This is a genomic window from Streptosporangiales bacterium (assembly GCA_009379825.1).
GTDB lineage: Bacteria > Actinomycetota > Actinomycetes > Streptosporangiales > WHST01 > WHST01.
Genome location: WHTA01000042.1, coordinates 1 through 23,450, shown reverse-complemented (window position 1 = coordinate 23,450; position 23,450 = coordinate 1). Strand labels below are relative to the sequence as shown.

Below are 23,450 nucleotides of genomic sequence, written 5' to 3'. Positions count from 1 at the left end.
CTTCCAGACACCCTTGGGATCGGGGACGAGACCCCGGACAACTATGCCTTACCTGCGCCGCAACTCAGCCACGCAGGCCCGTCACGACGCCCGTGTCGTACGCACCGTCGACGAACGGCTGGTAGTCCAGCAGCTCGGTGAAGAACGGCAGGTTCGTCTTCGGCCCGGTCACCTGGAACGCCTCGACGGCCTGACGCGCCTTCGCCAGCGCCTCGGCCCGGTCGCTGCCGTGCACGCAGAGCTTGGCCAGCAGCGGGTCGTAGAACGGCGTCACGGTGTTGCCTGCGACGTAGCCGGAGTCGACCCGGATGCCGGCGCCCTGCGGCTCCTGCCAGCTCTCGATGGCACCGGGCGCGGGGAGGAACCGCTTCGGGTCCTCCGCGTACACCCGCAGCTCCAGTGCGTGGCCGGACGGCGTGACGTCGGCGAGCGCGGCGGAGACGTCCTCGTTCGCGGCGACGCGTAGCTGCAGCTCGACCAGGTCGAGGCCGGTGACCAGCTCGGTGATCGGGTGCTCCACCTGCAGCCTGGTGTTCATCTCGAGGAACACGAACTCCTGCGCGGCCGGGTCGACCAGGCACTCGACGGTGCCCGCACCGCGGTAGCCGACGGCCTCGCCGGCACGTACGGCCGCCTGGAGCATCCGGGCGCGCAGGTCGTCGCCCACCCCGGGCGACGGGGTCTCCTCGGCGACCTTCTGGTGCCTGCGCTGCACCGAGCAGTCGCGCTCGCCGAGCGCGATCACCCGGCCGTCGGCCAGGCCGAGGATCTGCACCTCGACGTGCCTGGCGTGCTCGATGTACTGCTCGAGCAGGATCGCCGGGTTGCCGAAGAACCGGTCCGCCCTGGTGCGTGCGGTCTCGAACGCCTTGCGCAGCCCGTCCTCGTCGCGCGCGACGCCCATGCCGATCCCGCCGCCGCCCGCGGCCGCCTTGACCATCAGCGGGTAGCCGATCGACGCGGCCTGCGCGACGGCCGTGTCCACGTCCGCCACCGGCTCGCTGGTGCCGGCGGCGACCGGCACGCCCGCCTGCGCCATCAGGTTCCTGGCGTTGACCTTGTCGCCCATCTGCTCGATCGCCTCCGGGCTCGGCCCCACCCAGGTCAGCCCCTCGGCCGCCACCAGGCGGGCGAACCCGGCGTTCTCCGCCAGGAAGCCGTACCCCGGGTGCACTGCGTCGACGCCCGCCGTCTTGGCCGCCTCGAGCACCTTCGTCGCGTCCAGGTAGCTCTCCGCGGGCGCACCGGGGCCGATCAGTATCGCTTCGTCGGCCTCCGTGACGAACGGCAACTCGGCGTCCGCCTCCGAATACACGGCGACAGCCTTGACGTTCATCCGTTGCGCGGTGCGGATGATCCGCCGCGCGATCTCACCACGGTTGGCCACCAACAGGGACTCGAACATGTCAGTCAACCTACCGGGAGCCGCTGCCTCCGCTCGATGACCCGGCCAAGGGCCTTCGTCACATCCGGGTCGTAGTCGCGCGACAGCGCGAGCTCGACCCGTTCCAGGGCCTGCAGCCGCAGCTCCGGGTCCGGCGAGGTGCCGACCAGGTCGTCGTACGCGTTGGCCACCCGGATGATGCGGCTCTCCAGCGGCACGTTGTCGTCGCGCCGGCCGTCCGGCCTGCGGTACGGGTCGGCGAACCGCTCCACGAACGTGGCCACGTCATCCAGCCCGCCGCCCTCGCGGATCACCTCGGCGCCCAACCGGGCGATGCGCCGCTGTTCCTCCTGGTCCAGCAGCGACGTGGTGCCGCCAGGCACCGGCTCGGCCAGGGACAGCTGGCCGATGTCGTGCATCATGGCCGCCAGCACCGCACGGCGGCTGCGCAGCTCGGAGATGCCGAGCTCGCGGGCGATGTCGAGCACCAGGTCACCGACCCGCCGGGAGTGCCCGGGGTCGACGTAGCCGCCCAGCTCGGGGATCCGTGACAGCGACCGCACGGTGTCGGCGCGGGTGCTGCGCACGGCCGACCACCGCAGGATCGCCACCTGGGTCACCCCGGCCGGCACCACCGCGACCACCAGGCCGAGCAGCCCGACGGCGTACACGGTGAGCGCGACGATCACGCCGAACAGCGCGCCGAGCAGCTGGAACGGCCAGCGCACCTGCAGCTCGTCGCGGATCAGCGCGAGCAGCCGGCCACCGGCGCGCTCGTACTGGTAGAGACCCATCAGGGTGATCTGCAGCAGCAGCACCACCATCACCGCGAGGATCATGCCGGAGATCGAGAGCACCGGCGGCATCGACTCCAGCCAGGTGTCCGTCCAACGCACCACAGGCGGCACGAGCAGCAGGATCAGCACCCGGTCGGCCACCAGGTCGAGCCGCACACCGCCCTCGACGAAGATCCGTGGCAGGCTGCCGAGCAGCACGCAGACGGCACCCACCACGATGATCTGGGCGACGCTCGCGCCCTGGTGCGGGACCATCGACGCGTACATCGCGTACCCGATGTACGCGCCCTGGCCGATCGGCATCAACCGGCGGTCGCCGGTGATCACGAAGCCGAGCAGGCAGCCGACCACGATGAGGATGCCGAAGGTGATGGCCGCCGGCCAGTTCTGCATGCCGGTGCGAGCCAGCGTCACCGCAGCGAGCAGCAGCGGCACCAGCCCGGCGACGCTGACGATCACCCGCAGCCCGATCCTCATCGCGGATCCGGCTCCCGTGCGTCCCCGCTCTGCTCGTCGTCACCGCCGGGCAGCGGCCGGCGCGGGTCGTCGTGGTCGAACGTGCTGAGCACGCCCTCCACGGTGGCCGGCGCCGCCCGCATGTGGTGCGGCTGCCAGCCGTGCTGCTCGACGACCGCCTCGAGCACCGCCACCATGGCAGGGTCGAACTGCGGGCCTGCACTGCGCCTGATCTCGGCCATCGCGTCCACCACGCTCGACGCCGAGCGGTACGACCTGGTCGACGTCATCGAGTCCAGCGCGTCCGCGACCGCGATGATGCGGGCGAACTCAGGGATGTCCCTGGCGGCCAGCCCCATCGGGTAACCGGCGCCGTCCATCCGCTCGTGGTGGTGCAGGATGCCGGGCAGCACGTCGTCGAGGAACGCCACGTCGCGCATCATCGCCTGGCCGTACACCGGGTGCAGCTGGATGGCGGCGAACTCGTCCCTGGTCAGCGGCCCCGCCTTCTGCAGGATGTGGGTGGGCACCCGGATCTTGCCGATGTCGTGCAGCAGCCCGGCGTAGCGCAGCAGCGCCACCCGGTCCTCGCCCATCCCCAGTTCGCTGCCCATCAGGCTGCTGAGCTTGGACACCCGCTCGCTGTGCCCGCGGGTGTAGAGGTCCTTCGCCTCCACCGCCCTGGCGAACGTACGCAGCGCACCGTCGTGCATCTGCCGCTCCGCCACCAGCTGTGTGGACGCCCACCGCGCGATGAAGATCGGGCCGAGCGCCAGGACGGCGGCGAGCACGCCGACCTCGTCCCACAGCACGGCGATCACCATGCCCACCGGCCCGTACCCGAGGTACGTCGGCGCGAGCGGCCGCAGCGCCTCGCGCCACAGCTCGGACGGCCGGATCGGGCTGGTCAGCGCCAGCACGATGGAGACCAGGGCGACGTTCACCAGGCAGTAGACGAGCGCGGCCACCGCGAACGGGAACAGCGCGCTCGCGAAGTTACCGCCGTTCAGCGGCCCGGTCTCGGCCCCCAGGCCGTTGTAGACCAGCCCGGCGAGGCCGACGGCGATCATGTACTGCCCGACGTTGAACACCCGCTTGACCGGCGTGCGCCCGCCGGGCACGTAGGCGAACAGCGAGGCGGCGCTCGCGATGACCGCACCCCAGGGGCCGGTCAGCACGACGGCGGCCATCCGGATGGGGAACGCGACGGAAAGGCTGACGCCACCTGCGCCCCGCTTGAGCGCCACCGCGGGGGCGGCGTCCGCCGCGACGACCAGCACCGCGAGCGGAGCTACCATCGCCCAGTCCACCCGGTGGGTGAAGGCGAACACCAGGCCGGCCGCGCCGACGGCGCCGACGGCGCCGATATAGACACGGGCAGGGCCGCTGAGACCTGTCATCTCGGCGACCCCGCCCGGTCACGTACTTCCAAAGTGCTACCTAGTCCCAGCTCCAGTCGCTGCACACTGCGGCTGTCGGGAAGGCAAGGCTGCGGCGCATGGGGGCCCTTTCGTCTTGCATTACGTCGTAAGTGACCGCGCCACAGGACCGTACTGGCGCCATCTGAACGTCCCCCCGGACGACCTACGCGCGGTCACTCGGTAGCTGCCGAGCACCCTCAGCGTACGCCCTGTCCGCCGGGAGACCAGCATGCCCCGCCCGATTGCATACAGTAGGAACACGCGACACGAGTTGAATGGACTCAGCGTCACCGTGCCGCAGGTGGCGTTACCAGCTGCAGCTGTGGTGATCTCACCCGGTCAGGCGGTTACGGTCAGTCCGGCCGGTACTCGAGGTGGCCGTACTCGGTGCTGACCTCGCGCAGCTTGCCGAGCACCTTCTCCCTGAGGCCGTTCGGCGCCGGGTCGCAGCCACACTTCCGCGCGACCAGCGTCTTCACCTCCTGCTCGATACCGAACTCGCGCAGGCAGGGCGCACAGTCGTCGATGTGCTGGCGCACCTGCTCGTAGTCGGCGTCTTCCAGCTCGTTGTCGAGAAAGGTGTAGACCCGCGCGAGCACCTCACGGCAGTCGACCTCCTCGTCATCGGGGTACATGCCTGTCATCGGTCCGCGTCCTCCCGTGCGGACGTGGAGCGCGCCGAGTGCTTCGGCCCGGACGCAAGCCCACGCTCCCTTGCGTAGTCTTCGAGCATGCCGCGCAACTGCCGGCGCCCACGGTGCAGCCGAGACATGACCGTGCCGATCGGGGTGTCCATGATCTCGGCGATCTCCTTGTACGCGAACCCCTCGACGTCGGCGAGGTAGACCGCCAGCTGGAAGTCGTAGGGCAGCGCCTGCAGAGCTTCCTTCACGTCGCTGTCCGGCAGGTGTTCGAGGGCTTCCAGCTCGGCGGACCGCAGCCCGCTGGACATGTGGCCCTCCGCCTGGGCGAGCTGCCAGTCCTCGATGTCCTCGGTGTCCGCCTGCCGCGGTTCACGCTGCTGTTTGCGGTAGCTGTTGATGAAGGTGTTGGTGAGGATCCGGTACAACCAGGCCTTCAGGTTCGTACCCTGCTGGAACTGGTGGAACGCGGCGAACGCCTTGACATACGTCTCCTGCACCAGGTCCTCGGCGTCCGAGGGGTTACGGGTCATCCGCAGGGCAGCGGAGTACAACTGGTCGAGAAACGGCAGCGCGTCCCGCTCGAACCGTTGAGTACGACGTTCCAGCGTCTCCTCGACCGGACCCACCTCCTCGTATCGCCGGGTCTCGGCCGCCTGCCGGTTCGCCGGCGCGGTCGATGCCCCTGAGGCGGAGGATAGCGTCCCTCCGACCAGGTACGAAAACCCCGGCTCGACCGAACGCGGCGCTACTGCTGCGAGCACACCGTGCTCCCTCCTGTCCGGAAACCCTCGTGTTGCACACAACACCGCCGCGGGCCAGGAGATTCCGCCGCGTTACTGCAGCAGCTCGGTGAGCCAGCTGAGCACCCGGTCGGCCACCGCGTCCAGGGCTGGCGGGTCGCCCTTGCGCACCGCCAGCCCGTGGTTACCGCCGGCAACCGGGTGCACGGTCACGCCGGCTGGCGGCTCGGTCGCCAGCACCTCGTCCGGCGGCCCGAACGAGTCCCGCTCCCCCTGCACGACGAGCACCGGAACCTGCACGGCGTGCAGCTCGTCCGCCCGGGACTTCTCCGGCCGGCCGGGCGGGTGCAGCGGGAATGCCAGCGCCACCACGCCACGGGCGCCGACCGCCGCCGACGTGCGGCAGGCGACCCTGGCCCCGCTGGAGCGGCCGCCGGTGACCAGCGGCAGCTCGCCGAGCCCGGCCCGGCCGCGTAGCGCCGTCACCACCTCGGCGAACGCCGCGTCCAGCTGGCGGGGCGGCGCAGGCGCCTTCCGCCCGGCCATCCGGTACGGCTGCGTAACCCGCGCGACGGCGTACGAGGCGCCGCACAGCACGCTGCGTACCTTCACCAGATCCCGCGCGTCGACCCCACCACCGGCACCATGCCCGAGCACGACGAGCGCAGCCGCCGCCCCCGGGTCGTCGAGCACCACCTCCGCAGTGCCCACCGACGTCGCCACCTGGAACTGCTCGCTCACGCGTCCCTCCCGGGTCTCCACCTGCCAGAGCAGCATGCACCACAGCCCCACCGGGAGCGCGCTTCACCACCCTCCCGCGATGCGGGACGCGGGGTCAGGCCGTTGCGCGGTCGACCTTCTGCTGGCAGTCGACGCATCTGGCGGCTTCTGGGCGGGCCTCCAGGCGGCCTTCAGGCACGGGTTTGCCGCAGTCCACGCACTGGCCGTAGGTGCCCTCGTCGAGCCGGCCAAGCGCTTCCATGGTCTGCGTCCGCTGCTGCTCGACGGCCTCGACCATGGCCAGCGAACGGTCGTTGTCGGACAGGCCGGTGCCGGCGTCGGCAGCTTCCATCTCCGTCACGCTCGAGCTGCGCAGGGAGGCCAACGTACCGTCGAGCTCGTCCAACAACTGCTTCAGTCGTTCACGCTGGCAGGCCGTGTCCATCGTCGTCAGCCTCTCCACCTGGGGATGCGTCAGAAAAGCATGGGGACATCGTCGTCGTCCGCGGCGGTCGACCGCAATGGTTCGATCAGGTGCGGGCCGTTGTTGCGAACGTCGCCGACGTCCTTGGCCACAGGATAGGTCACCAAACCCTCTGATCCGGCCGGAAGCAGCAGTTCGCAGGCACGTGCAGCGTCCGTCAGGCCGGTGTCCAGCCAGGTCGCCAGCCGATCGGTCGGTACGACCATCGGCATCCGGTCGTGCACGTGGCCGAGGTCGTCGGTCGCCTCGGTGGTGACGATGCTGCACGACCACATCCAGCCGCCGGCCTCGTCGGCGGCCTTCTGGTCGCGCCAGATCTCGTACAGGCCGGCGAACGCGAGCCCCTTGCCGTCCGCTCTGTGCAGGAAATGCGGCCGCTTGGTGCCCTCGTCCGCGTACCACTCGTAGTACCCGTCCGCCGGCACCAGGCACCGCCGGCGCGCGGCCGCCGTACGGAAAGCGGGCTTCTGCACGACCGTCTCCACCCGCGCGTTGATCATCCGCGCGCCGATCTTCGGGTCGCTCGCCCACGACGGCACCAGCCCCCACCTGGCCACCCGGAGCTGGCGGGTGGGCAGCTTCCGCTCCGGCAACCCGCGCTCCGGCGCGGCCGGCCGCGCCGGACGTTCCAGCACGACGTGCACGGGATCGGTCGGGGCGACGTTGTAGTCGGGCGGCAACGCCTCCTCGATCGCGAGCTCGTCCACGTCGAACTCGGCGATCAGGTCGTCAGCGCTGCGGGCCGACGCGTACCTCCCACACATGGGGGTAGTGCATCACACGCAGCGGCGTCCTGGCACGTTCAGGCCGTGGGTGTGCGCACCGGCGGCACGTCCGCGAGCGGCCGTGGCCGGAGCGTGCGCTCCAGCCGGTCGGCGAGCATCTTCGCCTGCCAGCGCCGGCCCCGTCCGAACACCGCCTTCGCGTACCGCACCTGGTGCGACGGCACGGGCCGGCTTGCGCCGGTGAGCTCGTAGCCGAACGACCGCAACCGGTCGCCCATGGCCAGCTCGCACAGCTCGACCTTCCAGTCGTCGAGGTGCTGCCGCCAGTTGCCGATCGAGCTGCCGGACACCTCGCGCAGGGTGCCCTCGACGCGCATCTTGCGCTCCGCCACCGCGACGCCGGCGAGCTCCTTCGGGGCCAGCATCGCGTCGTCGAACTCCTCGCCGAGGAACGCGCACAGCGCCTTCAGCTGCTCGCCCGGCTCGTGGACGAGGTCCTCGTACCTCAGCTCGTAGAACGAGTCCGCGGGCAGGCTGCGGGCGGCCCGCCGCGAGTTGTCGATGGCGAGCGTCCAGGCGCGTACCGCGTGGTAGAACGGCCGCTCCCACCACGACGCACGCGACAGCGAGGTGACGCAGTCGCGGCCGTCGCGCACCAGGTGGACGAAGACCGCGTCGGGGAACATCCGGCGCAGCGCGGGGACCACCCGGTGGTACATCGGGCGCTTGTCCCCCCACCGCGGTTTGCCGAACTGCTCGGCGTACATCCGCAGCACGGTCGCGCACGCGGAACCGACGGTTGGCGCGGCCTCGGCCACCCGCTCGACGACCTCGGTACGGTCCAGCCGCAGGTCGCGGAACCTGGTGTCCTTCCAGCCGACGATCGCCTCGCCGAGGCGACGGCGGTTCGCCGGGTCGGTCAGGTCCCCGAACGACCGCCGCTCGAAGTACGCCCGCTCGATGAACCGCGTCTCGGGCGGGATCGCGATCCGCGGGTGCGAGTGCAGCATCAGCTGCAGCATCGTCGTCCCCGACCGCGCGCACCCGAAGACGAAGATCGGTCGGTCCTGCTGCGCAGTAATGACGCCTCCTCAGGCCCAGTGCGGTGGTGTGGCGCCCGACTGTGCCCCACCGACCCGCCGGGGACGTGACCGCCGGGAGGCCGTAAGCGAAAGTTCAGGTGACGCTGCGTCGACCGGCGTCAGCGGGTGCTGGTGATGTAGCCCTCCAGCTGCTCCCGCTCGAACTCCAGCTGGCCGATCTTGCCCTTCACCACGTCGCCGATGCTGACGATGCCGGCGACCTCGCCGTCCTCGGTCACCACCGGCAGGTGCCTGATCCGGTGCTGCGTCATCAACAGCATCAGCTGGTCGACGGAGTCGTCGGGCAGGCAGGTGCGCACGTCGGTCGTCATGATCGTCGACACGGCCGCCTGCAGCGGCTCGGGTCCACCGGCGAGACTGCGCACCACGTCGCGTTCTGAGACGATGCCGTCGACCGACGTGCCGTCCCCGCTGACGACCACCGCACCGATGTTGTGCTCGGCGAGCCGCTTGACGAGTGCCGCCACCGGTTCGGTCGGGGCGATCGTCACGACCGACGCCCCCTTGGTTCGCAGAATGTCGCTGATCCGCATTCCTGACCCCCTCCGTAGCCTTTGCGCCCCCGCCACGGCACCACCACTACGAGACGTAGTGATCCGGTGAGCGTACCCCCGATCGAGCCGGAGAAACACCGGAAACCGATGGCCGGCGGGTGGCCCCTGCGGCGGATTAGGAAGGATGAACCCCATGGCCCGTCGCAACGACCTCCGCAACCTGGCGATCATCGCCCACGTCGACCACGGCAAGACCACGCTCGTCGACGCCATGCTCTGGCAGTCGGGCGCGTTCCGCGAAGGGCAGGACGTCGCGGAACGGGTGCTCGACTCGATGGACCTGGAACGCGAGAAGGGCATCACCATCCTCGCGAAGAACACTGCCGTCCGGTATCACGACGGTGACGCCGACGTCACGCTGAACATCGTCGACACCCCCGGCCACGCCGACTTCGGCGGCGAGGTGGAACGCGCCCTGGAGATGGTCGACGGCGTGCTGCTGCTCGTCGACGCGTCCGAGGGGCCGCTGCCGCAGACCAGGTTCGTGCTCCGCAAGGCGCTGCACAAGCGGCTGCCTGTCGTGCTCGTGGTGAACAAGGTCGACCGCGGCGACAGCAGGATCCGCGAGGTCGTCGACGCCACGTACGAGCTGTTCATGGACCTCATCGACGACCAGTCGGCGGAGGCGCTCGACTTCCCCATCGTGTACGCGGCGGCGACCGCCGGCCGCGCGTCGCTCGAGCAGCCGGCCGACGGCACCCTGCCGGACAGCCAGAACCTGCGGCCGCTGTTCGAGACCATCCTCAGCACCGTGCCGGCACCGGAGTACGACGAAGCCGCACCGCTGCAGGCGCACGTGACCAACCTGGACGCGTCGCCGTACCTGGGCCGGCTCGCGCTGTGCCGGATCAGGCAGGGCGAGCTGCGCCGCGGCGCCACCGTGGCGTGGTGCCGCACCGACGGCTCGGTGGAGAAGGTGAAGATCACCGACCTGCTGGTCACCGAGGCGCTCGACCGGGTGCCCGCGGACACCGCGGGCCCCGGCGACCTGGTGGCGCTCGCGGGCATCCCGGAGATCACCATCGGCGAGACCCTCGCCGACGCCGAGGACCCGCGGCCGCTGCCGGTCATCACCGTCGACGAGCCGTCCATCTCGGCCACCATCGGCATCAACACCTCGCCGCTGGCCGGCGAGAGCGGCAGCAAGATGACCGCGCGGCTGCTGAAGAGCCGGCTGGACGCGGAGACCGTGGGCAACGTCTCCATCCGCGTGCTGCCGACCGAGCGCCCGGACACCTGGGAGGTGCAGGGCCGCGGCGAGCTGCAGCTCGCGGTGCTCGTCGAGCTGATGCGGCGGGAGGGCTACGAGCTCACCGTCGGCAAGCCGCAGGTGGTCACCAGGGAGATCGACGGCAGCCTGCACGAGCCGTTCGAGCGGGTCACCATCGACGTGCCGGAGGAGTTCGTCGGGGTCACCTCGCAGCTGCTGGGTCTGCGGCGCGGCCGGATGGCGGAGATGGTGAACCACGGCACCGGCTGGGTACGCCTCGACTACGTGCTGCCGGCGCGCGGCCTGATCGGGTTCCGCACCGAGTTCCTCACCGAGACCCGCGGCACCGGGCTGCTGCACCACGTCTTCGACGGCTACCAGCCGTGGGTCGGCGAGCTGCGCATCAGGCCGCGCGGCTCGCTGGTCGCCGACCGCCGCGGCACGGTGACCGCGTACGCCTGCTTCAACCTGCAGGAGCGTGGCGCCCTGTTCGTGCGGCCGGGCACCGAGGTGTACGAGGGCATGATCATCGGCGAGAACTCCCGGCCGGAGGACATGGACGTCAACCCGTGCAAGGAGCGCAAGCTCACCAACGTCAGGTCGTCGACCGGCGAGGAGCTCGAGCGCCTGGTGCCGGCGCGCGACCTGTCGCTCGAGCAGGCGCTGGAGTTCTGCCGGGTGGACGAGTGCGTCGAGGTCACGCCGACCGCCGTGCGGCCGCGCAAGGTGGTCCTCGACCAGCACACCAGGGAGAAGCAACGCAGCCGCGCCCGCCGCGACTGACGCCCACGCACGCCGACCGGGGGCCGCGGTCGGGTTATCCTCGCGGACGTGACGACGAGAAGCTGGCAGGCGCCGACGGCCACCGCACCGGTGCGGGCGACCGTGTCGCTGCCCGGCTCGAAGTCGGTCACCAACCGCGCGCTCGTGCTCGCCGCGCGCGCCGGCGGGCCGTCCGCCGTACGCGGCGCGCTGCGGGCGCGCGACACGCACCTGATGGCCGCCGCCCTGCGCGCCCTCGGCCACGGCGTGGACGACAGCGGCACGGACTGGCCGGTGACCCCTGCGGTGCCCCGCGGCGACACCGACGTCGACTGTGGGCTGTCCGGCACCGTGATGCGCTTCCTGCTCGCGCTGGCGCCGCTCGTGCCCGGCCAGGTGCGCTTCGACGGCGACCCGGCCGCACGAACCCGGCCGATGGGCAGCCTCGCCGACGCGCTGCGTGCGCTCGGCGCCGAGGTGCACGGCGACCACCTGCCGCTGACCGTGGACGGGCACGGCTCGCTCATCGGTGGCGACGTCACCCTGGACGCGTCCGCGTCCAGCCAGTTCGTCAGCGCGCTGCTGCTTGCCGGCTGCCGGTACGACAAGGGCGTCACCGTGCACCACGTCGGCCCGCCGCTGCCTTCGGTGCCGTACGTGACCATGACGCTGCGGATGCTCGCGGCCGCAGGCATAGAGGTCGACCGGCCGGCCGCGGACAGCTGGCACGTGGCGCCCGGCGTCCCCCGTCCCTTCGACGTGACCGTCGAGCCCGATCTGATGAACGCGGCACCGTTCCTCGCCGCGGCCGTGCTCACCGGGGGCGAGGTGTGCGTCGCCGGCTGGCCCGCGCACCCGCTGCAGGCGGCCGACCGCATCCTCGACGTGCTCGGCGCGCTCGGCGGCACCCACACGCACACCGCGGCGGGGCTCGTGATGCGCGGTGACGGCACCGTACCGGCGTTCGACCTCGACCTGCGCGACGTCAGCGAGCTGGTGCCCGCCGTCGCGGCGCTCGGCTGCTTCGCCGACGGCCCGTGCACCATCCGCGGGGTGGCGCACATCCGCGGCCACGAGACCGACCGGCTGGCAGCGCTCGCGACCGAGCTCGGCGGGCTCGGCGGCGCGGTGACGGAGACCGCAGACGGGCTGCACATCACGCCGGCGGCGCTGCACGGCGGCACGTTCGCGACGTGCGAGGACCACCGGATGGCCACCGCGGCCGCGCTCGTGGGGCTGCGGGTGCCCGAGGTGGTGCTCGACGACGTGACGGTGACCAGCAAGACGCTGCCGGACTTCCCGCAGCTGTGGCACGGGATGCTGGCTGGCTGACGTGACGGTGGCCGGGCGGGGTCGTCAGTACGACGAGACGGACGTACGGGTCCGCCCCGGCCGCGGTTCCCGGCCGCGTACCAGGAAGCGGCCGAAGCACGAGGACGCGCTTCCCGGGTTCGTCGTCGCCGTCGACCGCGGGCGGTACCGACTGCTCGTCGACGACACCGAGGTCACCGCCATGCGCGCAAGGGAGCTCGGCCGGGGCTCGGTGGTTGTCGGCGACCGGGTCGAGGTGGTCGGCGACGTCAGCGGCGCGCCGGGCACGCTCGCCAGGATCGTCCGGATCATCGAGCGGACGTCGATCCTGCGGCGCACGGCGGACGACACCGACCCGGTCGAGCGGGTGATCGTCGCCAACGCCGACCAGATGGTCATCGTCTGCGCGCTCGCCGACCCGCCACCGCGGGCGCGGCTGGTCGACCGGTGCCTGGTCGCCGCGTACGACGCGGGCGTGACGCCGTTACTGTGCCTCACGAAGGCCGACCTCGCCGACCCGGACGAGCTGCTTGCGCTGTACCGCCCGCTGGGTGTGCACGCGGTCGCCACCCGGCGCGACGGCTCGTTCGACGAGCTCCGTGCCCGGCTGTCCGGCCGGCTCAGCGTGTTCGTCGGCCACTCCGGTGTGGGCAAGTCGACGCTCGTCAACGCGCTCGTGCCGGACGCCAAGCGGGCCGTCGGCGGGGTGAACGTGGTGACCGGCCGGGGCCGGCACACCTCGTCGTCGGCGATCGCGTTCGGCCTGCCGGGCGACGACGGCTGGCTGGTGGACACCCCTGGCATACGCAGCTTCGGACTGGCCCACGTCGACCCGACCACCGTGGTGGCCGCGTTCCCCGACCTCGCCGACGGCGTCGCCGAGTGCCCGCACGGCTGCGACCACCTGGGCAACGAGTGCGCGCTCGACGCCTGGGTCGCTGCCGGCCACGCCGACGCCGCACGCCTTGAGTCGTTGCGCCGGCTGCTCGACACCCGCACCCCCACCGCCGGTGACTAGGGTCGAGGTATGGCACGGGTCAACGACGAGGTCGCCGAGATCTTGCAGGAGTACGCCGACCTGGTGGCGATCACCGGCGGCGAGGCGTACAAGGTGCGCGCCTACGAGAAGGCCACCCGCGCCGTGGCCGGCCACCACGCGGACCTCGCCAGCATGGACGCCGCCGAGCTGCGGACGATCCCGAACGTCGGCAAGGCGCTCGCCGAGAAGATCGCCGCGTACCTGAGCACCGGTTCGATCCCGCAGGTGGAGAAGCTGCGCGACCAGATACCCGACGGCGTCCGCAGGCTCACGGCCATCCCGACGCTCGGGCCGAAGAAGGCGCTGCTGCTCTACCAGGAGCTGCAGGTGTCTTCGGTCGAGGAGCTGGCCGCCGCGATCGACGCCGGCAGGCTGCGCGACCTCAAGGGTTTCGGCGAGAAGACCGAGGAGAACATCAGGCACGGCATCGCGTCGCTCGAGTCCACCGGCGAACGGGTGAAGATCGACGTGGCCATGGAGCAGGCGGAGGACGTCGTGGCGCGGCTGGCCGAGGTGCCGGGCTGCGAGAAGTGCGCGTACGCCGGCTCGCTGCGCCGGATGCGCGAGACGATCGGCGACGTCGACATCCTGGCGGCTGCGCACGGGTCCACCGCACTGATGGACGCGTTCTGCGAGCTGCCGCAGGTGCGCGAGGTCATCGCCCGTGGCGAGACGAAGACGTCCATCCGCACCACGGCCGGCCTGCAGATGGACCTGCGCGTGGTGCCACCGGTCGCCTGGGGCGCGGCCATGCAGTACTTCACCGGCTCCAAGGCGCACAACATCCGCACCAGGGAGATGGCCGTACGGGCCAAGCTCCGGCTGTCCGAGTACGGCCTGTTCGACACCGAGACCGATGAGCGGATCGTCTCGGCGACGGAGGCCGAGGTGTACGAACGGCTCGGCCTGCCGTGGATCCCGCCGGCACTGCGCGAGGACCGCGGCGAGATCGAGGCCGCGCTCGCCGGCGAGCTGCCGACCCCGGTGACCGAGGCCGACCTGCGCGGCGACCTGCACACCCACACCGACCTCACCGACGGCGTCTCCTCGCTGGAGACGATGGTCGCGACGGCGGCCGAGCGGGGCTACGAGTACGTCGCCGTCACCGACCACGCACCGAACCTGGTCATGCAGCGGATGACCGACGAGAAGATCCTCGCGCAGCGGGAACAGTTGGCGCGGCTGGCCGACAGCTACCCGGGTATGACCCTGCTGCACGGCACCGAGCTGAACATCGACCCGGACGGCGAGGTCGACTGGCCCGGTGACTTCCTCGCCGGGTTCGACGTCTGCGTGGCGTCGGTCCACTCGCACTTCACCCAGGACGAGCAGGCGATGACCAGGCGGATCGTCCGCGCCTGCGAGAACCCGTACGTCAACGTCATCGGGCACCCGACGGGAAGGAAGCTCGGCAAGCGCCCCGGCGTCGAGGTCGACCTGGACGCGGTGTTCGAGGCGTGCGCGCGCACGGGCACGGCGCTGGAGGTCAACGCGCACCCGGACCGCCTCGACCTGCGCGACGACCACATTATGCGCGCCAAGCGCTACGGGGTGAAGTTCGCCATCGACAGCGACTCGCACGCCACCAACCACATGGCCCTGATCCGGTACGGCGTCGGTTCGGCGCAGCGCGGCTGGCTCACCCCGGACGACGTCGTCAACACCTGGCCGCTCGACCGCCTGCGCGCCTTCCTCCGCAAGGACCGCTGACCGTCACGCGACTGTGGTGGTGCCCTCCTCCTCCGGTGTCTCGACGTCCTGGCCGACCGGCTCCCACTTGATCAGCGCGAGCGCGAGCAGACCGGAAAGCGGGATCAGCATCAGCACCAGCATGGTCTTCGACAGCCCGGCGACCGCGAGGATCAACGGGAACACGTAGAAACCGAGGATGGTGCCGACCCGCGACATGCCCTCGGCCCAGCCCATGCCGATGCCACGCATCTCCGTGGGGTACGACAGCGCCGCCATCGTCTTGCCTTGCGGCACCCGGGCCGAACGAGTGCCCGAAGATGAGCACCCCGACGAGCAGCGCAGCTATCATGCCGGGCACCGTCTCACCGACCAGGCCGAGCAGGAGCAGGCAGCTCACGACGATCGTATAGCCGGTGATGGCGAGCTTCCGTGTTCCCCACCGCGCGGTGAGGAACGGCTGTGTCGTGCCACCGAGCACACCGAACAGGTTGATCACGATGGTGCCGATGATGGCGAACAGCACGCCCTTGCCGAGGATCAACGCGACGATCGTCGGTACGTAGAACCCGACGGCGTAGTACTCCATCGACTGGGTGCCCGAGATGACCGAGGCGAGCACCGTGCGGCCGCGGTACTTCTTCTTGAACAGTGCGCTGAGGTTGGGCAGCTTCTTCACGGCCTCCTGGCCCTCGGCTGCCTCCACGACCACCGTGATCCCGTAGCTCTTCTCCAGGATCTTCGCCGCCTCGTGCAGCCCGAGCCGGTGCGCGGCCCACATCGGGCTCTCCTCCGTGTACTTCAACCGCAGCAGCAGCACGATCAACGCCGGCACGGCACCGAAGCCCACGGCCCACCGCCACAGGTCGCCACCCGCACCGCCGAAGTAGAACGGCAGCACCACGATGCCCGCAGAGACGACGGCGATGTACCACATCGACTGCCAGAAGTTGACGTACTTGCCCTTGCTCTGCTTGTTCGTGAACTCGGCGATGAAGCTGAACGACACCGGCATGTCCACGCCGACACCGAAGCCGAGTAAGAACCTGAAGATCAGCAGCGTGATGAGGTTCGGTGCGAGCGCGGCGCCGATGGCCGCGACGACGAACAGGATGAGGTCGAGGACGAACAGCTTGTACCGGCCGATCTTGTCGACCAGATAGCCGCCGAGGAACGCACCGAGCAGCGCGCCGACGGCCATCACCCCGGTCATCGTCCCGACCTGCCACGGCACCAGCTGGAACTGTTCGGTGATCGCGTCGACGCCGAAGCCCAGGCTGGTGAAGTCGTACGCGTCGACGAAGATGCCACCGAGCGCGATGAACACGAGGATCTTCGTCCGCCTGGTGCCCGCGGGGTGGCTGTTGACGAAGTCGATGATGTCGCGCTTCGTCCGAACGGTGATGCTCTCGGGTACGTCCGGTGTCTCGACGGCCATGGCCGTTACCCGTCCGTCGCCGAGAGCAGCTGGTACAGCTTGTAGACGACCGTGGTGTCGTCCCCACCCCACTGCTGGTCGGCCGCCAGGGTGTTCACCTGGTCGACGCTGTTGCCCACGAACGTGGGACCGCCGACGCTGCGGGCGAGCTGCAGCGCTAGCCGGTTGTCCTTCTGCAGCAACGACAACCCGAAGTTCGGCGAGAAGTCCTCGTCCGACACCCGGGAGCCGACGTGCCGGAACAACGGCGAGACCGTCGCCGCGCCCGAGTCCTTCACGATGGAGATGAACCGCTCAGGCGGCACACCGGCCTGGCGCGCAACGTTCAGCACCTCGGCCGTGACCGCGTTGATGGCGCCGAACATCAGGTTGTTGAGCAGCTTCACGGTGGAGCCTGAGCCGATCTCCCCCGCGTGCACCATGGCCTTGGCGATGCTCGCCTCGAGCAGCTCGCGCACCTGCCCGATCTTGTCCGCCGGCCCGCCGGCGACCAACGTCCACTCGCCGCACGCCTCCGGCCGACCGAGCACCGGCGTCTCGAGGTACGTGGCACCCGACGCACCCACGATCTCCGCCGCTTCCCTGGCCGTGGCCGGGTCGATGGTGGAGATGTCGACGACGATCGTGCTTGCGGGAAGCTCGGCGAGCAGGTCGTGTGCCGTGGCGAGCACGTCCGCGGGCATCGGCACCGAGAGCAGGACGACGTCCGCTCCCTCGATCGCCGCGGCCGCACTGTCGAACGCGCGCACCCCTGCGTCGGCCGCCTTGTCCCGCGCCGCCGGCAGCGGGTCGTACCCGCTGACCGAAGCCCCCGCACCGAGCAGCCGGACGGCGGAGCGGCCACCCATGTTGCCAAGGCCGATCACCGCTACCGATTGGCCCATCGTTGCGCCTCCTGGGATTGCATGTAATTGTTTAAGACTGCATGCAGCATTGCTTCGCATACCCGTGCTGTCAACAGGCAGTTCCGGTATCTGGGCGCAGAGGGGAAGCACGAGGGTGACGGCACGGACCGACGACCGCCTCGGCGACACCGTCTACGAGCAGCTGCGCGACGAGATCCTCGCCGGCGAGCTCGCCCCCGGCAGCCGACTGAGCGTGCCCGCACTGGCCGAGCGGCTCACCGTCAGCCGCAGCCCGGTCAGGGACGCCGTACTGCGACTCACCCAGGAGCGGCTGGCCAGGGAGGAACCCAGGCGCGGCGCGGTCGTCGCCGAGGTGTCGCTGGCCGACCTGGCCGCGCTCTACGAGGTGCGGGAGGTGCTCGAGGGCCTGGCCGCCAGGCTCGCCGTGGAGAACGCCGGCCGCCGGTTCGTCGACGAGCTGGCCCAGGCGCTCGCCACCCACGAACACCTGGTGCGCGACGGCGACATCGCCGGGCACTACGCCGCCGACACTCATTTCCACCAGCTGATCAGGCAGGCGTCAGGCAACGACGAGGTGATCCGCGTACTCGACGGGATCCAGGGCAGGGTGCGGCTGGCGATGCGCTCCACCGTGGTCACCGCCGGCCCGGAACGGGCCGTCCGCGACCACCGCGCGATCCTCACCGCGATCAGGTCGGGCGACCCGGCGGAGGCAGAAGCCACCGCCCGGGCACACATCGCACGGCTGAAGCGCGAGCTGCATGACAACGCCACCAAGGCCGGAGGCCCGCCATGACCGTGCACCCCGTCGACCTTCCGCGCTCCGCTCCTCGCTCACGTACGGTACGCGCACGCGGCACGGCAGCCGTTCTCGCTGCGATGCTCGCGCGAAAGGTCTCCTCATGACCGCCACAGCGCCCGCTCGGACACCCGTGGAACGGATCGTCGGCGCTCGGATCCGGGTGCTTCGCGCGGCTACCCGTGGCGGGGTGGCCATGTCGTTCGCGCCGCTCGCGCACCGCAGCATGGTCCTCGTCGAGCTGCACGGCGAGAGCGGCGCCGTCGGGTACGGCGAGAGCTGGGTGAACTTCCCCGCCTGGGCGCCGGCGGAACGCGTCGCGACGTTGCGCGACGGCGTGCTGCCGCTCGTGCTCGACACGCCAGGCACCGTGCAGGAGACACAGCCGCGGTTGACGCAGCGACTGGACCCGCTCGGCCGGCAGTGGGGTGCGCCAGGCCCGATCCGGCAGGCGATCAGCGCGGTCGACGTCGCGCTGTGGGACCTCGCCGGCAAGGCCGCAGGCGAGTCGGTCGCCGCTCTCGCCGGCGGGGCCGTACGAACCACGATCCCGACGTACGCGAGCAGCCTCGGCCCCACGAACGTGGTGGCGGACGCCCAGGACTGCCTGGCGGCCGGGCACACCGCCGTGAAGGTGAAGCTCGGCTTCGGCAGGGCCGCCGACCAGCAGGCGCTGAACGACGCGCGCACCACGCTGGGGCCGGGCGCCACGCTGTACGCCGACGCCAACCAGGCCTGGACGGTCGACGAAGCGGCCGCCATGGTGCCGGTGCTGCGCGACTTCGGCGTCGGCTGGCTGGAGGAACCGATCCGCGGCGACCGGCTCGCAGACCTGGAGGAGCTGCACAGCCGTACCGGCATCACCATCGCCACGGGCGAGAACGTGTACGGTTTGGCCACATTCGAGGCACTCGCGGCAAGTCCGGCAGTCGCCATCCTGCAACCGGACATCACGAAGGCCGGCGGGCTCACCGAGGCGCTCGCGGTCGGCCGGCTGGCGGCCGCCGCCGGCAAACAGGTGTGGCCGCACCTCTACGGCGGCGCGCTCGGCTTCGCGGCGACGTTGCAGCTCGCGGCCGCCGACGCGACCGTGCAACGGGTCGAGTACGACGTCAGGCACAACCCGTTGCGTGACCCGCTGCTCACCGCGCCGCCGGTTCCCAGGGCCGGGGTCGTCACCATCCCCGCCGCGCCCGGGCTCGGCGTCGCGCTGGATCGCCATGCGGTGCAGGAATACACGGAGGATGCCCAGCTCGTGGGCAACGTGTCCGATTCGTGAGCACGCCGGCGGCGGGAGCGTACTGCTGATGTGGTCTCGATGACGGTAGGTTGAACGCCGTGACCGCGAACGGCAACTTTGACGATGACCTCCGCCTCGCTCACACCCTCGCCGACGGCGCGGACTCGATCACCATGAGCAGGTTCCGTGCGCTGGACCTGCACGTCGAGACCAAGCCCGACCTCACGCCCGTCAGTGAGGCCGACACCGCGGTCGAAGAGGCGTTGCGCAGCACGCTCTCGCGAGTGCGCTCGCGCGACGCGATGCTGGGCGAGGAGTACGGCAGACAGGGCGACGGACCACGGTGCTGGGTCGTCGACCCGATCGACGGCACCAAGAACTACGTCCGTGGCGTACCGGTGTGGGCAACGCTGATCGGGTTGCTCTACGGCGACGAGGTGGTGGTCGGCCTGGTGTCGGCGCCCGCCCTCGGACGCCGCTGGTGGGCGGCGAGGGGCAGCGGCACCTGGACCGGCAAGGGACTCGCGAGCGCCACCCGCTGCTCGGTGTCCTCGGTCGACTCGCTGGCCAACGCGTCGATGTCGTACTCCAGCCTCACCGGCTGGCAGGAGCGCGAGGCGCTGGAACCGTTCCTCGGCCTCAGCAACGACGTCTGGCGCACCCGCGCCTACGGTGACTTCTGGTCGTACGTGCTGGTCGCCGAGGGCGCCGTGGACATCGCCGCGGAGCCCGCGGTGTCGCTGTGGGACCTGGCCGCGCTCGCCGTCATCGTGGAAGAGGCCGGCGGCCGCTTCACCGGCCTCAACGGCACCCCGGGCCCACACTCCGGCGACGCCGTAGCCACCAACGGCCTGCTGCACGACAAGGTGCTCGCCGCTCTCGACCCCGAGCAACGCTTGTTCTGACCCGGCGTCAGGGTGCGTGCCTGGCGACGTAGGCGTGGTAGCCCTCGCCGTCGGTGCTCGCGCCGCCGCTCGCCCAGAGGGCGGTGGTGCCAGGCACGTTCGTCAGGCTGGCCAGCTCGCCGCCAGGGCCGGGTACCTTGCGCATCGATGTGCCGTCCCAGCGGTCCAGCCTCGCGGCGCCGGACGAGTAGTCGTTGCCGCCGAACCAGACACCGCCGGCGCCGTCCCTTGCGACCGTGCTCAGCCGGCCCTCGTACTGCGGGCTCGCCGCGGCACGCCAGGAGCCGTTCACCCGGCGCTGTACGAACGGCCGTTCCCGGTACGGCTCGGCGGCGGTCGTGCGGCCACCGATCACGTGGATCTGCCCGTACACGGACTGGATGTTCGTGGCGTGCGAGCCGCCGGACTGCTCCGGCAGCTTCGCCTCCGACCAGTTCGAGCCGTCCCAGTGCAGTACGTAGTGGCTCTCGCCGTCGCCGCGGTTGCCGACGACCCACACGTCGTCCTCGGCGACCGCCGCCACGTCGATCAGGCCGCCGGCATCGGGCGACAGATCGGGGACGGCGACCTCCTGCCACTGCGAGCCGGTCCACCGCCAGGCGAGGTCGCGGTACGTCCCGTCGCCGTTGCTGCTCGTACCGACCAGCCACGGCCGGCCCTGGCCGACGGACACCGCCGCGAGCGTGGTGTCGTCGTCCCCCGCGGGCACGGGGATCTGCTCCAGCCGGGCGCCTGTCCACCGCAGCGTCAGCGGCCGGAGGCCGCCGTCGGTCGCGGTGTACCCGGCGACCCAGGTCTGCGTGGCGGACTTCGAGCTCACCGAGATGAGCGTGCCCTGCACCGCAGGCTCCACGGTGGCCCAGTGTGCACCGTTCCAGTGCCGCAGCAGGCCGGCCACCGCGGTGCCGTCGTCGACCTGGTCGCCTACCGCCCAGATGTCCGACCGGCTGGACGCGGAGGTGTCGCGGTACACGCAGCGCACCTCGTCGTCGTAACAGTCGTCGCGGACCCTGACCTGCCAGCCGGCACTGCCCTCGGCCGGCTTCGCCACCAGGCCGCCGTTCGCGCCGTACGCGGCGGCCGTCGGGACGACCGACACCACCGCGAGCGCACCGAGGAGCACGCCGACCGCCAGCCAGCGACGTCGCGCCGACCCGCCCGTGTACCGGCTCATGTCACCCCCGTACGACCTGGCGTACGGCAGCTTACCGGCGACCGGCCGGCCGGTGTGGCCGCAGCGGAAGCGTTACCGCTCCGCCTGCAGCATCCAGCACTCCTTCTCCAGCTCGGCGGTGAGCGAGATGAACAGGTCCTGGGTGACCACGTCGGTGTCCCCGGTCGTGGCGATGCGCTCCCGCATCCGGGCGATCACCCCCTGGTAGACGGCGACCAGGTGCGCGACGACACCGTCGTCGGACAGCCACCCGGCGTCGAACTGCGGTACCTGACTGTTCGCCGCGACCGTCCCCGCCGTGCCGTCGGGGTTGACACCGAGCGCTGCCGCCCGCTCGGCTACCTGGTCGGTGTAGCCACGTGCCGCGCTCACCAGCTCGTCCAACTGCAGGTGGATGCTGCGGAACCGCTTGCCCACCAGGTTCCAGTGCGCCTGCTTCGCGGTCAGCGACAGGTCGATGAGATCGACCAGAGTGTCCTGCAGTGCGTCGCCGGTGACAGCAGTCGCCTTCTCCTCGAGCGGACCGTTGATGGTTGTCATCTCGGCTGCCTCCCTACGCGTGGGTCCCGATCGCCACGTTACCTCTAACCACGTGTTGACCAGTGCAAACCGAAAACGACGACGGGGTTAGGGACGCATCCGCAGCACGGGAGTGCCGCTGGTCGTCCTGATCTCCACCGAGGCGATGTCGCGCACCGGCCACGACGTGGCGCCCTGCAGCTCCGCGTCCTTGCCCGGGCGGACGGTCCAGCTGCCGATGTGCTCGACCTCGCCGTACTTGTCGACCACCACGAGCACGTACTTGCCCGTCCAGGTGGCCTTCTTCTCGTACATGCAGTGCATGTTCACCTTGGTGCCCCACGCGACGTCCTCGAGCCCGATGGTCGCCCACACCGGCGCGGAACGCACCGGGCTCATGGTGACGGTGGGGATGGACACCGGCCGCTCACCGGTGGGAGCCGCGCCGAGGACGAGGACGACGGCGAGCACCAGACATGCTGCCGCCGCGGTGACACTCGTGCCGATAGTCGTCCAGCGTGACCGCCGCTGCTGTCTGCGTGCCATGTCGATGAGCGAAGGCAGCAACGTCTCCGGCGGCAGGTCAGGCGGCTCCCCCGCCGGCACCAGGTCAGGCGGCACCTTCGACAGCAGGCCGGGCATGCCGGCGAGCTCGCGCACGGCCCGCGCACAGTCGGCGCAGTCGCGCAGGTGCAGCTCGAACTCCTGCCGGTCGCGCGGGGACAGCGCGCCGAGCACGTACGGCGCGTCGTAGGTGGCGAAGCGGTCCTCAGCACTCATTCGCTAACCCCCAGTTCCTCGAGGGAGAGCCGCAGGGCACGCAACGCGTAGTGCAGCCGCGACTTCACCGTGCCCTCGGGCACGCCGAGCCGCCCGGCCGCCTCCGCGACCGAGTGTCCGAGGTAGTGGCATTCGATGATCACCTGTCGATGCGGGACGGAGAGCCGTTCGAGTGCCTCCGCGACGCAGCAGACCAACATCGTCTGTTCGGTCTCGTCGTTCGCCGACGTGTACCTGCCGGTGCCGGGGAGCTCCGCCACCGACACCTCGCTCCTGGACCTCTTGGTGCGCCATTCGTCGATGACGATCCGCCTGGCGACGGTGAACAGCCAGGAGCGCGCGCCGTCCCCCCGGTCGAGCACGGCCGGGTTCCGCCAGGCGCGCAACAGCGTCTCCTGCACCACGTCCTCGGCGCGTGCACGGTCGCCGCCGGTCAGCCGCAGGGCGTACGCCCACAGCGCCGCCGCATGCTCGTCGTGCAGCGCGCGCATCAGCTCCGCCTGACTGTCTGGCACGGCCCCCTCACGACTCGCCGCGGCTACGTCAGCTGTCGAGCAATGATCAGAACCTGTGGATGTGCTTCGGGAGGGGCGTACCTTCTCGAAGGATGATCTGAAGCCCATGCAGTTCTGATCAGGGCCAGCGTTGGCGCGCTGGTTCGGGAAGGTACGCCCATGCTCAAGGTAGTCC

Annotated in this window: 22 protein-coding genes and 1 pseudogene; 7 read left to right on the top strand and 16 right to left on the bottom strand. The window is 70.8% G+C overall.

Annotated elements, in window-relative coordinates:
- Positions 1-64 precede the first annotated feature (64 nt).
- The 10 genes from GEV07_19110 to GEV07_19065 all read right to left on the bottom strand — a co-directional run bounded on the left by GEV07_19110 (position 65) and on the right by GEV07_19065 (position 9,007).
- A complete protein-coding gene (locus tag GEV07_19110) occupies positions 65-1,405 on the bottom strand; it encodes an ATP-grasp domain-containing protein (GenBank protein ID MQA04733.1) in 1,341 nt (446 codons plus the stop codon).
- Positions 1,406-1,410: 5 nt separating this feature from the next.
- Positions 1,411-2,658 carry an HD domain-containing protein gene (locus GEV07_19105; GenBank protein ID MQA04732.1) on the bottom strand — a complete coding sequence of 416 codons (1,248 nt, stop codon included), beginning with the start codon at positions 2,656-2,658 and terminating at the stop codon, positions 1,411-1,413.
- Positions 2,655-4,037, bottom strand: coding sequence for an HD domain-containing protein (locus GEV07_19100; protein ID MQA04731.1), 1,383 nt, complete (start codon positions 4,035-4,037; stop codon positions 2,655-2,657). Before GEV07_19100 ends, GEV07_19105 begins: the two co-directional genes overlap by 4 nt.
- A gap of 374 nt (positions 4,038-4,411) precedes the next feature.
- On the bottom strand, positions 4,412-4,702 hold the full coding sequence (rsrA, locus tag GEV07_19095; GenBank protein MQA04730.1) for a mycothiol system anti-sigma-R factor: 291 nt from the start codon (positions 4,700-4,702) through the stop codon (positions 4,412-4,414).
- Positions 4,699-5,328, bottom strand: a complete 630-nt coding sequence (locus tag GEV07_19090) for a sigma-70 family RNA polymerase sigma factor (GenBank protein MQA04729.1) — start codon at positions 5,326-5,328, stop codon at positions 4,699-4,701. Before GEV07_19090 ends, rsrA begins: the two co-directional genes overlap by 4 nt.
- A 207-nt stretch (positions 5,329-5,535) precedes the next feature.
- Entirely contained in the window at positions 5,536-6,183 is a 648-nt protein-coding gene (locus GEV07_19085) for an alpha/beta hydrolase (protein ID MQA04728.1), read from the bottom strand.
- A 94-nt stretch (positions 6,184-6,277) separates the two neighbouring features.
- The gene (locus GEV07_19080) at positions 6,278-6,607 is read right to left on the bottom strand and encodes a conjugal transfer protein TraR (GenBank protein MQA04727.1); all 330 of its coding nucleotides are present in this window, start codon (positions 6,605-6,607) and stop codon (positions 6,278-6,280) included.
- A gap of 29 nt (positions 6,608-6,636) precedes the next feature.
- The gene (locus GEV07_19075; protein MQA04726.1) at positions 6,637-7,410 is read right to left on the bottom strand and encodes an SOS response-associated peptidase; all 774 of its coding nucleotides are present in this window, start codon (positions 7,408-7,410) and stop codon (positions 6,637-6,639) included.
- Positions 7,411-7,448: 38 nt separating this feature from the next.
- Positions 7,449-8,393, bottom strand: coding sequence for a sulfotransferase (locus tag GEV07_19070; protein MQA04725.1), 945 nt, complete (start codon positions 8,391-8,393; stop codon positions 7,449-7,451).
- A gap of 179 nt (positions 8,394-8,572) precedes the next feature.
- Positions 8,573-9,007 (bottom strand): CBS domain-containing protein, encoded by a 435-nt coding sequence (locus tag GEV07_19065; protein ID MQA04724.1) that lies wholly within the window; start codon positions 9,005-9,007, stop codon positions 8,573-8,575.
- 154 nt (positions 9,008-9,161) lie between these two features.
- On the opposite strand from GEV07_19065, the gene typA reads away from it, so the two are divergent.
- From typA to polX, 4 genes are read left to right on the top strand one after another with little or no spacing between them, the layout of a single operon-like run.
- Positions 9,162-11,021, top strand: a complete 1,860-nt coding sequence (gene typA, locus GEV07_19060) for a translational GTPase TypA (protein MQA04723.1) — start codon at positions 9,162-9,164, stop codon at positions 11,019-11,021.
- A 48-nt stretch (positions 11,022-11,069) separates the two neighbouring features.
- Entirely contained in the window at positions 11,070-12,332 is a 1,263-nt protein-coding gene (gene aroA / locus GEV07_19055) for a 3-phosphoshikimate 1-carboxyvinyltransferase (protein ID MQA04722.1), read from the top strand.
- A gap of 7 nt (positions 12,333-12,339) precedes the next feature.
- Entirely contained in the window at positions 12,340-13,329 is a 990-nt protein-coding gene (gene rsgA / locus GEV07_19050; protein ID MQA04721.1) for a ribosome small subunit-dependent GTPase A, read from the top strand.
- A 9-nt stretch (positions 13,330-13,338) separates the two neighbouring features.
- The gene (gene polX, locus GEV07_19045; GenBank protein MQA04720.1) at positions 13,339-15,060 is read left to right on the top strand and encodes a DNA polymerase/3'-5' exonuclease PolX; all 1,722 of its coding nucleotides are present in this window, start codon (positions 13,339-13,341) and stop codon (positions 15,058-15,060) included.
- Positions 15,061-15,063: 3 nt separating this feature from the next.
- Here the strand turns inward: polX and GEV07_19040 are convergent.
- A pseudogene (locus GEV07_19040) lies at positions 15,064-16,477 on the bottom strand (MFS transporter).
- 5 nt (positions 16,478-16,482) lie between these two features.
- On the bottom strand, positions 16,483-17,421 hold the full coding sequence (locus GEV07_19035) for a prephenate dehydrogenase/arogenate dehydrogenase family protein (protein ID MQA04719.1): 939 nt from the start codon (positions 17,419-17,421) through the stop codon (positions 16,483-16,485).
- Between GEV07_19035 and GEV07_19030 the strand changes: the two genes are divergently transcribed.
- From GEV07_19030 to hisN, 3 genes are read left to right on the top strand one after another with little or no spacing between them, the layout of a single operon-like run.
- A complete protein-coding gene (locus tag GEV07_19030) occupies positions 17,324-18,139 on the top strand; it encodes an FCD domain-containing protein (GenBank protein ID MQA04718.1) in 816 nt (271 codons plus the stop codon). The genes GEV07_19035 and GEV07_19030 overlap by 98 nt on opposite strands.
- Positions 18,105-19,421, top strand: a complete 1,317-nt coding sequence (locus tag GEV07_19025; protein ID MQA04717.1) for a mandelate racemase/muconate lactonizing enzyme family protein — start codon at positions 18,105-18,107, stop codon at positions 19,419-19,421. The genes GEV07_19030 and GEV07_19025 overlap by 35 nt, the downstream gene beginning before the upstream one ends.
- Before the next feature lie 59 nt (positions 19,422-19,480).
- Positions 19,481-20,287: a histidinol-phosphatase gene (gene hisN, locus GEV07_19020; protein ID MQA04716.1), complete on the top strand. Its 807-nt coding sequence runs from the start codon at positions 19,481-19,483 to the stop codon at positions 20,285-20,287.
- Between the two features lie 7 nt (positions 20,288-20,294).
- Here the strand turns inward: hisN and GEV07_19015 are convergent, their stop codons facing one another.
- From GEV07_19015 to GEV07_19000, 4 genes are all read right to left on the bottom strand, one after another.
- Positions 20,295-21,461: a hypothetical protein gene (locus GEV07_19015; GenBank protein ID MQA04715.1), complete on the bottom strand. Its 1,167-nt coding sequence runs from the start codon at positions 21,459-21,461 to the stop codon at positions 20,295-20,297.
- Between the two features lie 72 nt (positions 21,462-21,533).
- On the bottom strand, positions 21,534-22,001 hold the full coding sequence (locus tag GEV07_19010) for a DNA starvation/stationary phase protection protein (protein MQA04714.1): 468 nt from the start codon (positions 21,999-22,001) through the stop codon (positions 21,534-21,536).
- An 87-nt stretch (positions 22,002-22,088) separates the two neighbouring features.
- A complete protein-coding gene (locus GEV07_19005; protein MQA04713.1) occupies positions 22,089-22,760 on the bottom strand; it encodes an anti-sigma factor in 672 nt (223 codons plus the stop codon).
- Positions 22,757-23,383, bottom strand: coding sequence for a sigma-70 family RNA polymerase sigma factor (locus GEV07_19000; GenBank protein MQA04712.1), 627 nt, complete (start codon positions 23,381-23,383; stop codon positions 22,757-22,759). The genes GEV07_19005 and GEV07_19000 overlap by 4 nt, the downstream gene beginning before the upstream one ends.
- Positions 23,384-23,450: the final 67 nt, after the last annotated feature.